Below are 13,134 nucleotides of genomic sequence, written 5' to 3' on the forward strand. Positions count from 1 at the left end.
GATGACTGGGGAAACAAACCAACTCAACTTGTTTTCAGCCAGCCCGTCACGCTCAATCGCTCTCGGGTGGCAGGCAGGACCTCATGTTCTAACAGGCCACTTTCAAAACAGACTAACCGCCCCCCAACTGGCTCAATCGTAATAGTCTGCTCGTTCCCGGCTTCGTCAGGCAGATAAAGAGCCAGTTGTCCGCCGTCGCTTTCCTGCCAGTCTGGGTTAAGGTAACAGATGACCGACAGCTTCCGGCGCGAGTCGCTGCGAAACTGATCGAGGTGTCGTTTGTAGAACGTACCGGGCGGGTAGAGCGCGTAGTGAAATTCATAATCCCGCAGGCCCAGGTAACAGGTTCGGTTGACGTAGTCCACGAACTGCCCGATACGTTTCAGGAAAGCCGCTTCTTCAGGGGTGCTATCGGTTTCGTCCAGCCACAAAATTTCATCGCCCCGGATTTGCCGCTCAACAACCGTATTCTGGTTACCGATACCCGCCGATTTAAACGTCCCGGCTGTCCGGCGCTCGCGCAGGCGGTTGGCCAGGGTATTCACCTCGTCTACGGTCAGGAAATCGTCCGCAATGCCGTAGCCAGTAGTTAGAATTCCGTCAATAATTGGTTCGAACTGGTCCTCCATCACTGTTTCAATTCGTTGAGTTTATCCAGTTGCACCGTTCGGAAGTGGCAATAAACCTGCAAGACAATCGCCAGTGCCACCGCCGATTCTGCGGCCGCCACGACCATAACGAACAAGGCCAGCATCTGTCCCTGTAGTCGGTCCGGGTCGTACTGACTGAAGGCAACCAGATTGATATTGACAGCATTAAGCATCAGTTCAATACCCATTAACACCACGATGGCATGCCGTTTAAGCAGGACGACTGCCAGCCCTATGCTGAACAGCGCGGCCCCAACCAGCAAAAACATATAACTATTAACGGCCTGCATTTTTCTTTGAATTAAGGATTGGTGCTGCCAGATACGTAGCACCAACCAACGCTGCCAGCAACAGGATACCTATCAATTCGAACGGTAAGACCGATTCGGTCATAAGCTGCTTACCGATGGTTGTAATGGTGCTTTGCCAGCCAATAGGCTGGGAGAAAATCAGGAAATTAGCCCGCGCCAGTAACGTATACAAAGCCGCAAACAGACTTCCGGAAACCAGTAGCGCGACTACCCAGCTCCGGTTCAGACTAGGCACCTGGTTAGGTACCTGACTATTCATATCACCCGGCGGCTCTGGTTTATGGGTCAGCATGACGCCAAAAACCACCAGCACAAGTACCCCACCTACGTAGATCATTAACTGGGCAATCGCCAGGAAATCGGCGCTAGCCAGGACGAACAAACCCGCTACGCCGAATAAAGTCAAGAGCAAAAAGAAGGCCGCGTATAACACGTTCTTCGTTAGCAGGACGGCCAATGCACTGCCGATGGTGAGGATGGCAAACCCGTAAAAAGCTAGTTGAATCACTGACGTAACAGATTATGCCGATGTCTCATCGGATGGTGGTGAAGGTGGAGCCGATTTGGGTTTCATCGTTGGCCGGAACGCTGGTTTCGGCTTAGCAGCTTCAGCTAATTGTTCTGGCTCGACTGGCGTACTAGCACTGGTTTCCGTAGTTTCAGCCGGCGGAGTTTTCTGCGCTGGTTTCATCGTCGGCTGGAACGCGGGCTTGGGCTTAGCCGCAGTTGGCTCAGTGGCTGGCGTTATAGTCTCTTCTGTTTTCTTTACGTCATCAACCGGCTCAACTGGTTTCGCCGGTTTCATGGTTGGTCGGAACGCGGGTTTCGGTGCTACGTCGATTTTCTCTTCTATAGCTTCCATTTTCGTCCCTTCTGGTTCATCAACCGGATCAGTTGGCTTAGCCGGTTTCATCGTCGGCCGGAAGGCTGGCTTGGCTTTCGGCGCGTCGACTGGCGTTTCGTCTGTTGATTCGGCAGCAGCGTCTGGCTCAGCAGACTTTGCGGGCTTCATGGTTGGCCGGAACGCCGGTTTGGGTTTTGGCGCTTCAGCCGCTGGCTGCCCGGGTTCATTACTTTCCGCTTCCGAAACGGGGGGCGTAGGCGTAGCCGCATCAGCGGGTTGGCCTGGCGGTTTCATTGTTGGCCGGAAGGCTGGCTTCGGCTTTGGCGCATCCTCCACACGGCTAGCAGCGCTACCCTCAGACGTAGGGTCAACAGGCTTATCCGGTGGTCTCATTGACGGGCGGAAGGCCGGTTTTGGTTTTGCCGGCTCCGCTGGCGTTTCTGATGCAGCCGCTTCCATTTCGGTTGACGCCGGTTTTGGCGGCTTCATGCTGGGCCGGAACGCGGGTTTCGCTTTTGGTACGTCGGCAGCCGATGCGGCTTTCTCTGGCGATCCTGCTTCCGTTACTTCATCCCGGATAATATCCTGCGTAACGAGTTTATCGGCAGGTTCGAACGTTGGATGTTTCTGTGTTTCCAGACCACCCTGCGCGATCTGCTCCATTTCAGATGGTGTCGCGTCGGTTAGCGGGTGCTTAGCCGCGCCCTCACCAGAATTGAGCGACTCAACTGGTGGAGTAGCCGGTTTCACCGTTGGCCGGAACGCGGGCTTCGGTTTGGCAGCAACGGGCGTTTTACTTTCAACCGTATCGGCTTTAGCAGCGGCTTTTGCTTCTTCTTTTTCCCGGACGAATTGTTCGTAAAGCGCTCGTTTTTCGTCAGCTTCTGCGGGCGTCAGCTCGGCAAATTGGTACGTTAGTTTACCCAGTTCGAATTCGCTATAGTCAAACTTCTTGTCCATCGTCAAACACTCCGTTGGGCAAACGGCGGTGCACAGGCCACAGTAGCAACACTTGGCCATGTCGATGTCAAATTTGGCGGCATACAGCCGAATGGGGGAACCATCCGACGCCCGGCCTACCTCTTCGGTCGCCTTGATGGCGTCTATGGTAATGCAATCGACGGGGCAAACTTTGGCACATTTATCGCAGACGATGCAGTCGTCAATCTCATTCCGCAGTCGATACCGGCCATTATCCGGAATAGGCAGCTGCTCGTGCGGGTATTGGAGCGTAACGAGGCCGTTCTGTAGATCGAAGTAGTTGTCACTGGCTACACCCTCGGGCGTTCGGCGTTTCGTTGCGTTACGAATGTGACGTAACGTTAACCCTAACCCTTTGACCGTCGTCCGAATCCCCGATTTTATATCGTCAAAATAAGACATTACTAAAGAGCGAAAGAGCGAAAGGGCGAAAGAATGAAAGAGTAGCTATCTCGCTCCGTTTCGGTGGTCCGATTTCGCTCTTTCGCTCTTTCACTCTTTCGCTATAGTTCAGGAAACCGATCTGGTTCGGCCTCGTTCATTAATTCGTAAATCAGTTCGATTACGTCGTCAACGCTTGGTTTCGAAAAATAATCGCCATCGGAACCGTAAGGTGGCCGGTGTGCCTTGGCGGATATCGTTCTGGGGGCCGAATCCAGGTACTTGTAAGCATCCTGACACTCGAGAACTTCCTGCATCATGAATGCCGATGCGCCACCGGGTACGTCCTCATCGGCGAAAATAATTCGGTTTGTCTTTTTCACTGATTCGAGAATCAGATGATGAACATCGAAGGGCAGTAGCGTCTGCACATCCATCACTTCAACACTGATTCCAATAGCAGCTAGCTGCTGAGCGGCTTCCATCACGATCCGGCACATGGAGCCGTACGTGACGACCGTTACGTCCGAGCCGGGTCGCAGTACGTCAGGAACACCCAGGGGCAAACAAAACTCAGCTAGGTTATCGGGCAGTTTTTCCTTTAATCGGTAACCATTCAGTGATTCGATTAATAAAGCCGGATCATCTCCTTTGATAAGCGTATTGTAGAAACCGGCGGCCTGGGTCATGTTACGTGGCACCAGTATGTGTATCCCCCGCAGGCTATGCAGCATAGCACCCAGTGGAGAGCCTGAATGCCAGATTCCCTCCAGTCGGTGGCCCCGCGTCCGAATAATCAACGGGGCTTTCTGCCCGCCTTTCGTACGATAATGCAGCGATGCCAGATCATCGGTTAACGTGGCCAGTGCATAATAAACGTAGTCGAAGTACTGAATCTCGACGATAGGGCGTAGTCCCCGCATTGCCATGCCGATTCCCTGCCCAATAATACTTGTTTCGCGAATACCCGTATCAGTAATTCGGATCTCGCCGTATTTTTCCTGTAGTCCGGCAAAGCCCTGATTCACGTCACCAATCTGCCCCACGTCTTCGCCCAGGGCCACAACACGGGGGTCGCGGGCGAACAAACTATCGAAGTACCGCTGCATAATCTGGTACCCGTCAATCGTTGGGCTTTCCTCGGAAAACTGAGCCGGAACGCCGTCAATCAACATCGGCGACTCAGGCGATTGACTATATAAGTGCGAGCTATACCGTTCTGCGTTTTCCGCATTCGTCCGGTTCAGCCAGTTACGCAGATTCTGGCGGGCAGCCCCAGTATCATTTCGTAAAACACGTAACGCTTTCCGAACGGCCGACGTTGCTTCCCGGCGTTGGGGCGAAAAGCTTTTACGCAGTTCCTCCCGAATCGCCATCAATTCGCCCGACTTTGAATTGTGCCGGGCCGCCTGCTGAAGCAAGTCAAGCACTTCGTCAAAATCGCTCTGCATCGACTGCTGGTAAGCCGCTAATGCCTGAGCGCGCGCTTCCTTAGTCGTTTGCTTGGCTTCTGCTTCAATAGTTTCAAGCTCTTCGTTCGTCGCGTAGCCGTTTGCCAGAATCCACTGCCGGAAGGTTCGGTTACAATCGTGTTCTGCTTCCCAGGACAGCCGGTCTTTGGATTTATAGCGTTCGTGCGAACCGGAAGTCGAATGTCCTTGCGGCTGCGTTAACTCCTGTACATGTACCAGTACCGGGACGTGTTCCTCCCGACAAACCCGGGCTGCTTGCTGGTATGTTTCCAGCAACGCTACGTAGTCCCAGCCTTTTACAGTCAGAATCTCGATTCCTTTTTCGTCGACATCCCGCTGAAAACCGGCCATTGCTTTGGAGATACTACCTTTCGTCGTCTGGTACTCAACCGGCACCGAAATCCCATACCCATCATCCCAGACCGACATGAGCAACGGCACCTGCAATACACCAGCGGCATTCATGGTTTCCCAGAACATCCCCTGCGAAGTTGATGCGTCGCCAATCGTCCCGAACGTAATTTCATTACCGTTTCGGGAGAACTTAGTCATGTCGTGCAATGCCGGGTTCTCGCGGTATAGCTTGGAGGCATAGGCTAGCCCGACAGAACGGGGAATTTGCCCCGCTGTTGGGGAAATATCACAGACAGAGTTGAAAAGTTCGGTTTGATTACGCCAGAGTCCCTGTTCGTCCAGCCAGCGGGTAGCGTAGTGCCCGTTCATGGATCGACCACCCGTGTTTGGTTCAGCTTCTACGTCCGTGTGTGCATAGAGTTGAGCAAAGAACTCCTGCCAGGACAGTTCGCCCAAAGCCGCCACAAATGTCTGATCCCGATAATATCCCGACCGGAAATCTCCTCGTCTAAACGCACGGGCAGCTGCCAGTTGCGCCAGTTCTTTGCCATCACCGAAGATCCCGAACTTTGCCCGTCCACCCATAACATCGCGCCTACCCAGGAGACTGGCCTGTCGACTTTCGCAGGCCATTTGATAATCCCAGAGTATATTTTCACGAGTTAGAATATCGGTCGAGCGGAGTTGTTCGTTTGCTATCACAACGGAGCTACGGTTTGAGAACGTACAATAATTATTTCTTATCAGATTGGCTTAAGACCAATTCCAAGTAAAAGTAAAAGTACGGTAAAACACCGCAGCTTTCAAAAAAACGAATTTTTGAGTTTCTTTGTTGAGCCGTTGAGAAATTGCAATTAGTTGGCAAACTGTTTGCTAGACAAACGCTGAAAGGAAGGAAATTTTTAATCAACCCAATAATTATTCCCTAGTACAATGAAAAAGATCTTTTCGCTTTTCGTAGCCTTTTTCGTATTTGTTGCAGTTAGCTATGCACAAAAAGGAGTGATGAAATTCGCTCAGGAAACGCATGATTTCGGCAAAATCGAGCAGGGTAAGCCAGTTACCCACGTGTTTGAGTTCAAAAACACGGGTTCTGATCCTGTGATCATCAATGACGCACAGGCTTCCTGTGGCTGCACGAAGCCAAGCTTCAGCCGTGAGCCAATCATGCCGGGCAAAAGCGGTAGCATCTCGGCTACCTTCAACGCAGCCGCTCCAGGCCAGTTCACCAAAACGGTAACGGTAACCAGCAACGCTGCTGCTAGTCAAGCTGTTTTGTACCTGAAAGGTGAGGTAGTTAGCCAGAAAGAAGCACAAGCAGCTGCTGACGCCAAGAAAAAAAGCACAAAAACTTCACGCTAACACGCTGAAGGGTTAATAGTGTGGTTAAGAAAAGCATCTGGTAGTGTACCGGATGCTTTTTTTCTTTCCCGCCAAAAAGATCGCCCAGCCGTCGGATAGCTGGGCGATCTTTTTTTTCTGAGTATGGTACTGATTAAATGACTACTGTTAATAGAGCGGCAATCTGCTCCAATCCGTTGACATCAGCCTTGCTAAAGTCATTCAGCCGATCGCTGTCTACGTCAAGGACCATCGCCACATTGCCCGCCTGATCAAATACCGGAACAACAACTTCGGATTTGGAGGCCGAACTACAGGCAATGTGTCCCGGAAACTGGTCAACGTCAGGCACCAGGATGGTCTCCCGGCGCGAGTAAGCTGCTCCGCAAACGCCTTTATTGAAGTTGATACGTGTGCAGGCAATAGGTCCCTGAAATGGTCCCAGCACCAGTTGGTTGTCTTTTTTTACGTAGAATCCCGCCCAAAAGAATCCGAAAGTTTCTTTGAGGGCAGCCGCTACGTTCGCCAGGTTGGCCGTCAGGTCCGGCTCTCCGTCGATGAGGGCAGCAATTTGCGGAACGAGACTTTCGTAAAGCGCGCTCCGGTCGGTGGTCTGCGGTAGAATGAGTGTTTCAGCCATCGTTAGTTGCGGGTAAAAAATTGAATCAGTACGATGCTTATCGTCGTAAACAACGTACTGGCGCCTATTCGAATCAGCGTTGGCAGTAGAAGTGACAGGCTACTCGCTTCAATAAAAAACAGCGCGGAGTGGTGAATTAAGGCCAGAATCAGCACGTAACGGAAGAATATAGCCGTGCCTAGCCCCTGCAGTGAGAATTCAAGCCGGGAGTCCATACCGGGTACATCAATTTGCGACTGAACGATTACCGGCCTGAAATAGGCCATCAGTACCGTAGCGGCTGCGTGCATTCCCAGTGTGTTATAGAAAATATCCACAACTACGCCCGTTACAAACGCAATGAGCAGGGTCCAGGTCAGACTGATTTCCGTTGGTAACAGCAGAATACAGGCGATATAGACAAAGCAGAAGGCATAATCGAACAGGACGAGATTACGAGCCAGCAGAATCTGCAGAGCCAGGTACAGCACGAATAAGAATAAGGTTGTTGAGATTTCGCGCAGCGTCATTTTCCCGTCTCGACTTGTTTTTCTAGTTGTTCCTGCTCGTTTCGCAGTCTGTTTTCAACGACATATACGAACGCCAGACTGCTGAAGTTAGTAGACAAATCCAGCGTTATGTCGTGGAATACTCGGTTGGGCTGAACCCCGATCGTCCGAACCCGACCCACCAGAATACCCGGAGGGAACGTCGAATTGCGCGGGGAGGTCACCACCGAATCGCCTTTATGAACCGTTTTGGTCAGGGAAATATCATTCAGTTTGATCAGGTGCGGATCAACACCGTCCCAATGGGCAGTTCCAATTTCCTCTGCTTTTGTTAGTTGCGATGACACCAGGTATTCCGAGTGGAGAATGGACGTAATAACGGAAAAATGCCGGTTACTAATCTTTACCCGACCAACAATACCCGTGGGTGAGATAACGCCCATACCGGGATGAATGCCGTCGTCGGTTCCTTTATCAATCGTGATGTAGTTGTTGGCGAACTGCGTGGTGTTGTTCACAACTTTAGCCACCGTGAATGTAAAGCGATCGGCAAAGGCAGAATCGGCTTTATACTGCTCCGGAGCGGCCGGCTTGCTTTGCAGTAGCTGCGTCAGTCGCTGGTTAAGCCGCTGGTTTTCGGCCGCCAGATCGGCGTTAACCTGCCGTAGCTGAACGTAATCATTCACGGTATTCGACCACGCCAGTATCTGCGCTGAATACCGGTTGGCGGTATTGAAGTACGTAGCGCTCCAGTAATTACTGGTGTTGATGATAAAGTAAAAACACAATACTTCCAGCAACACAAACAGAATGAAGTTACGGCTTCGCAGGAAAAAGTCGACTAACTCTCCCATATCTCGGGTGGGCTGGTAGACCAGACGGCTACGTTCGGGGAAATAGCCAACGTAGCTAGTTCACCCGGACGTAGCCGTCCAGTTTATTGCCTGATCCTAATTAGCTAATCAATACGGATTTATACATATCCAGGTTTTTGATCACCTCGCCGGTACCTTTTACAACGGCTTTAAGGGGATCATCGGCTACATGAATTGGCAGCTTCGTTTTAGCCCCCAGCCGTTTATCCAGTCCGTGCAGCAGTGCACCGCCACCGGTCAGGTGAATCCCGTTGGTGTAAATATCAGCCGACAACTCCGGTGGCGAAATCTCGAGGGCTTTCATAGTAGCCTCTTCGATTTTCGAAATCGACTTATCGAGTGAGTAAGCAATTTCGCTGTACGTTACCTTGATTTCCTTTGGAATACCGGTCATCAGATCGCGACCACGAATTTCGTAATCGGCTGGCGGATTGTCCAGTTCGGGCAGGGCCGAACCCACTTCCATCTTGATTTGCTCGGCCGAACGCTCGCCGATCAGCAGGTTGTGCTCCCGGCGCATGTAATCAACGATGTCGCGCGTAAACACGTCACCCGCAATCCGAATCGACTGTTCGCAAACAATGCCCGACAGGGCGATAACGGCAATTTCGGTCGTTCCCCCACCAATATCGACGATCATCGTACCGTTCGGCTGCGTAATGTCGATACCGATACCAATGGCAGCCGCAATTGGCTCATGAACCATGTATACCTCTTTCGCACCAGCATGCTCAGCAGAGTCCTTAACAGCCCGCTTTTCTACCTCCGTGATACCCGATGGAATACAGATAACCATGCGGTGCGACGGCGAGAAAAGTTTGCTACCCGTATCAATCATCTTGATCAGGCCCCGGATCATCAGCTCGGCCGCGGTAAAGTCGGCAATTACCCCATCTTTCAGGGGGCGGATTGTCTTGATGTTTTCATTGGTCTTTTCATGCATCTGCATGGCTTTATGACCAATCGCCAGCACTTTGCCAGTCACTTTGTCCATGGCAATGATGGACGGTTCATCGACGACAATCCGATCCTTGTGAATGATTAAGGTGTTGGCCGTACCTAGATCAATGGCAATGTCGCTGGTTAAAAAATTGAAAAGTCCCATTCCTGGTTAGCGCTGAACGCTTAATTACGAGTGCAGTCGTTGAAAAGACTGCAAAAATATAGATTATTCAAAAGAAACAAGGTCTACTTTCGGAATAGCGCTACCTATTTTTCAGATGACAATCAGTTGGTTTGTGAAGAAAATACCTTCTGTCATCAAAAACTTCAGGCCATACGGGTTAACGGCGAAACTTATACCTTTGTGCCACTATGGGAATTCGCTCGGTCGTAAGTAAGCCATTAGCCAAGTGGGTTGTTGAGCGGCAACAAACCTGGATGTATGCGCCTGCTCAAACACAGCAACGCTGGCTTCAGCAATTAATTGCTGGTGGAAAGCACACTGTTTTTGGCCGGGATCACCAGTTGCATGAGGTTCAGACGGTTGACGAATTTCGACAGGCGGTGCCCATCAGAGATTACGAAGGCCTGAAACCATACATCGAACAGATTCTGGCCGGTGACGAAAACGTGCTCTGGAAAGGCAAGCCGCTTTACTTTGCCAAAACCTCGGGCACTACGTCAGGGACGAAATACATTCCCATTACCCGCGACTCGATTCCAAATCATATCAATTCTGCCCGCGACGCGCTGCTGAATTATATCCACCAGACCGGCAACAGTGGGTTTCTGGATAAGAAACTGATTTTTTTATCGGGCAGTCCCGAACTGACGCAGAAGACGGGTATTAACATCGGCCGATTGTCAGGTATTGCGAACCACCACGTACCCGCCTACCTGCGGACGAATCAGCTCCCCAGCTACGAGACAAACGTTATCGACGATTGGGAAACCAAACTGGAACGGATTATCGACGAAACGCTGACGCAGCCGATGTCGCTGATCTCGGGAATTCCCCCCTGGGTACAGATGTATTTCGACCGGATTCAGGAACGTACCGGCAAATTGATTAAAGACGTTTTCCCGGATTTTTCGGTCTTCGTGTATGGTGGGGTAAACTTTGAGCCTTACCGCGCCAAGCTGTTTGAGAGCATTGGCAAACGAGTCGACTCCATTGAAACGTATCCAGCCTCCGAAGGCTTCATTGCTTTTCAGGATACCCAGGATCAGGAAGGCTTGCTGCTTCTACTGGACAGCGGTATCTTTTTCGAGTTCATCGCTGCCGACGAGTATTTCTCCGAAAACCCACGCCGACTAACCATTGATGAGGTTGAACTCGGAAAAAACTACGCGGTCATTATTAACAACAATGCGGGCTTGTGGGGCTACTCGCTGGGCGATACGGTCAAGTTTGTATCGCGCGAACCGTACCGTCTGCTGGTAACAGGACGTATTAAACACTTTATTTCGGCCTTCGGCGAGCACGTCATTGGCGAAGAAGTGGAGAAAGCCTTGCAGTACGCCATGCAGCAACATCCGGAAACAGAAGTCGTTGAGTTCACAGTGGCCCCGATGGTGAGCCCGGCCGAAGGGTTACCCTACCATGAGTGGCTGATCGAGTTTGCAACGCCCCCGAACGACGTAACGTCTTTCGGAAAGCACCTCGACGAGCGCTTAGCGAAACTGAACGTCTATTACGACGATCTGATTACAGGTTCTATCTTGCAACCATTGAAGCTGACCAGTCTGTCGCGCGGGTCATTCCAGCGGTATATGAAATCGCAGGGAAAGCTGGGCGGCCAGAACAAGGTGCCCCGCCTGGCGAATGACCGCAACATTGCGGAGGGATTGTTGGAGGTTAATCAATCTGTATAGCTGATGAAAGCTACTGCCATTACTCGAGATTACATTCTGGAAACGTTACGCGCCAATCAGGAGCGGCTACGTAACGAATTTGGTATTGAACGGATTGGACTATATGGTAGCTTCGCTCGTAATGAGCAGAATGAAAAGAGCGACATTGACCTGGTATATCATTTGCAGGATGGCCGTTTTTTGGACCTGCCTGCTCGCGAACGTCTTTATCGAGTATTAAGAAGAAACCTAGGGCAGAAGCTGGATCTGGTAAACGATAAAGTCATGAACCCTTTCATCAGCTACTACATGCGCAAGGATGTAATTTATGTTTAGCAATCGTAATCTTACGTACATCAGTACGCTACTCGAATGTATCGAAAAGATCTTCTTATATAGTGACGGTTTCAACGATGCAACAGAATTTGCTTGGGCAAACGATCAGCTGAATTTTAACGCTGCTTGGGGCTTACTGTTAGTCGTTGGAGAAGAGTCTAAAAAGATTGATAAAGGGCTTAAAAATATCTATTCCGATATTGCATGGCAGCAGATGGCTGGTAAGCGTAATTATTTAGCGCATGATTACAGAGGAGTAGATAAAGAACTGGTTTATCAAACCAGCCGCTATAGCCTCACCAAATTAAAAGAAGCGCTGATCCATATGATTGACAGTGTGGATTATGAAGACGGAGCGCTTGCAGAAGCTCTTGACTCTCCTTACTACCAGCACATTCAGTACCTGCGCACCAAACTTAAATGACTGATATAAAAAAACGCCATATCGCCATACTTGGCTCAACCGGCTCCATTGGAACGCAGGCCGTTGAGGTAGTAAAAGCTCATCCCGACCAGTTTCAGGTTGAGGTCCTCACGACGAATAATAATGCCGAGCTGCTCATTCAGCAGGCGGTCGAGCTGAAACCTAACGTAGTGGTTATCTGCAATGGCGATCGCTACGACCAGGTTTTTTCGGCGCTGGACCCGCTGGGCATCAAAGTGTATTCCGGCATCAATGCCATTGCTTCGGTTGTGCAAATGGATACCGTCGACATTGTGCTGACGGCTATGGTTGGCTACGCGGGCCTGCTGCCTACAATCAAAGCGATTGAAGCCGGTAAGGCGATTGCTCTGGCCAATAAAGAAACGCTGGTTGTAGCCGGTGAACTGATTACTCAGTTGGCGGCTCAGAAAGGCGTCAATATTTTCCCGGTCGATTCAGAGCATTCGGCTATTTTCCAGTGTCTGGTTGGCGAGTTTCACAACCCGATCGAAAAGATCATTCTGACGGCGTCGGGTGGACCGTTTCGGGGAAAATCGCGGGAGTTTCTGGCAAACGTAACGAAGGCCCAGGCGCTCAAGCATCCTAACTGGACGATGGGTGCTAAAATTACCATCGACTCGGCTACTCTGATGAATAAGGGCCTGGAAGTAATCGAGGCCAAATGGCTCTTCGGTCTGACGCCGGAGCAAATTGACGTGATCGTTCATCCCCAAAGTATCATTCACTCGCTGGTTCAGTTTGAAGATGGTAGCCTGAAAGCGCAGATGGGGCTGCCCGATATGCGACTACCCATTCAGTTTGCGCTGGGTTACCCCAACCGACTGAAATCTGACTTTCCCCGTTTCAATTTCCTGGATTACCCGTCCCTGACATTTGAGCAGCCGGATCTGAAAACTTTCCGCAACCTGCAACTGGCTTTTGATGCGCTGGCGCAGGGCGGAAACGCTCCCTGTATCATCAACGCAGCCAACGAAATAGCCGTCGAGGCCTTCCTGCACGATCAGATTGGCTTCCTCGATATTTCCGAAATTATTGAGACTTGCCTACATTCGGTTCCGTTTGTGCAGACACCTGGCTATGAGGACTACGTGAGCACCGACGAGGCAACCCGCCAGCTGGCTACGGAGCGAATTAAAAGTTTGGTATAACTGTTTGTACAAGAGGAGACATCCTTAACGTTTTTAAGTACATGGACTACTGGGTTTGGTTTATCGTTGGTC

Annotated in this window: 14 protein-coding genes; 5 read left to right on the forward strand and 9 right to left on the reverse strand. The window is 50.9% G+C overall.

The window, feature by feature from the left end:
• Nucleotides 1-23: 23 nt before the first annotated feature.
• The 5 genes from HU175_RS01675 to HU175_RS01695 form a co-directional block, all read right to left on the reverse strand.
• Nucleotides 24-629: a 2OG-Fe(II) oxygenase gene (locus HU175_RS01675; RefSeq protein ID WP_176564939.1), complete on the reverse strand. Its 606-nt coding sequence runs from the start codon at nt 627-629 to the stop codon at nt 24-26.
• On the reverse strand, nt 629-940 hold the full coding sequence (gene nuoK, locus HU175_RS01680) for an NADH-quinone oxidoreductase subunit NuoK (RefSeq protein WP_176564940.1): 312 nt from the start codon (nt 938-940) through the stop codon (nt 629-631). The genes HU175_RS01675 and nuoK overlap by 1 nt, the downstream gene beginning before the upstream one ends.
• Nucleotides 927-1,469 (reverse strand): NADH-quinone oxidoreductase subunit J, encoded by a 543-nt coding sequence (locus tag HU175_RS01685; protein ID WP_176564941.1) that lies wholly within the window; start codon nt 1,467-1,469, stop codon nt 927-929. Before HU175_RS01685 ends, nuoK begins: the two co-directional genes overlap by 14 nt.
• A 12-nt stretch (nt 1,470-1,481) precedes the next feature.
• Entirely contained in the window at nt 1,482-3,188 is a 1,707-nt protein-coding gene (locus HU175_RS01690; protein WP_176564942.1) for a 4Fe-4S dicluster domain-containing protein, read from the reverse strand.
• A gap of 101 nt (nt 3,189-3,289) precedes the next feature.
• Nucleotides 3,290-5,695, reverse strand: coding sequence for a thiamine pyrophosphate-dependent enzyme (locus tag HU175_RS01695; protein ID WP_176564943.1), 2,406 nt, complete (start codon nt 5,693-5,695; stop codon nt 3,290-3,292).
• Between the two features lie 231 nt (nt 5,696-5,926).
• On the opposite strand from HU175_RS01695, the gene HU175_RS01700 reads away from it, so the two are divergent.
• Entirely contained in the window at nt 5,927-6,355 is a 429-nt protein-coding gene (locus HU175_RS01700; RefSeq protein ID WP_176564944.1) for a DUF1573 domain-containing protein, read from the forward strand.
• Between the two features lie 133 nt (nt 6,356-6,488).
• Here HU175_RS01700 and HU175_RS01705 read toward each other — a convergent pair whose 3' ends face one another.
• The 4 genes from HU175_RS01705 to HU175_RS01720 all read right to left on the reverse strand — a co-directional run bounded on the left by HU175_RS01705 (nt 6,489) and on the right by HU175_RS01720 (nt 9,442).
• Nucleotides 6,489-6,974 (reverse strand): GAF domain-containing protein, encoded by a 486-nt coding sequence (locus tag HU175_RS01705; protein ID WP_176564945.1) that lies wholly within the window; start codon nt 6,972-6,974, stop codon nt 6,489-6,491.
• 2 nt (nt 6,975-6,976) lie between these two features.
• Nucleotides 6,977-7,483, reverse strand: coding sequence for a hypothetical protein (locus HU175_RS01710; protein ID WP_176564946.1), 507 nt, complete (start codon nt 7,481-7,483; stop codon nt 6,977-6,979).
• Nucleotides 7,480-8,316 carry a rod shape-determining protein MreC gene (gene mreC / locus HU175_RS01715; RefSeq protein ID WP_176564947.1) on the reverse strand — a complete coding sequence of 279 codons (837 nt, stop codon included), beginning with the start codon at nt 8,314-8,316 and terminating at the stop codon, nt 7,480-7,482. The genes HU175_RS01710 and mreC overlap by 4 nt, the downstream gene beginning before the upstream one ends.
• Nucleotides 8,317-8,416: 100 nt before the next feature.
• Nucleotides 8,417-9,442, reverse strand: coding sequence for a rod shape-determining protein (locus HU175_RS01720; RefSeq protein ID WP_176564948.1), 1,026 nt, complete (start codon nt 9,440-9,442; stop codon nt 8,417-8,419).
• Nucleotides 9,443-9,651: 209 nt separating this feature from the next.
• Between HU175_RS01720 and HU175_RS01725 the strand changes: the two genes are divergently transcribed.
• Genes HU175_RS01725 through HU175_RS01740 form a run of 4 tightly spaced genes read left to right on the forward strand, consistent with a single transcriptional unit; the run spans nt 9,652 to nt 13,062 of the window.
• Entirely contained in the window at nt 9,652-11,154 is a 1,503-nt protein-coding gene (locus tag HU175_RS01725) for a GH3 auxin-responsive promoter family protein (RefSeq protein WP_176564949.1), read from the forward strand.
• A 3-nt stretch (nt 11,155-11,157) separates the two neighbouring features.
• On the forward strand, nt 11,158-11,469 hold the full coding sequence (locus HU175_RS01730) for a nucleotidyltransferase family protein (protein ID WP_176564950.1): 312 nt from the start codon (nt 11,158-11,160) through the stop codon (nt 11,467-11,469).
• Nucleotides 11,462-11,893, forward strand: coding sequence for a DUF86 domain-containing protein (locus tag HU175_RS01735; protein WP_176564951.1), 432 nt, complete (start codon nt 11,462-11,464; stop codon nt 11,891-11,893). The genes HU175_RS01730 and HU175_RS01735 overlap by 8 nt, the downstream gene beginning before the upstream one ends.
• Nucleotides 11,890-13,062 carry a 1-deoxy-D-xylulose-5-phosphate reductoisomerase gene (locus tag HU175_RS01740; RefSeq protein ID WP_176564952.1) on the forward strand — a complete coding sequence of 391 codons (1,173 nt, stop codon included), beginning with the start codon at nt 11,890-11,892 and terminating at the stop codon, nt 13,060-13,062. Before HU175_RS01735 ends, HU175_RS01740 begins: the two co-directional genes overlap by 4 nt.
• Nucleotides 13,063-13,134: the final 72 nt, after the last annotated feature.

This window comes from Spirosoma sp. KUDC1026 (genome assembly GCF_013375035.1).
Taxonomy (GTDB): Bacteria; Bacteroidota; Bacteroidia; order Cytophagales; family Spirosomataceae; genus Spirosoma.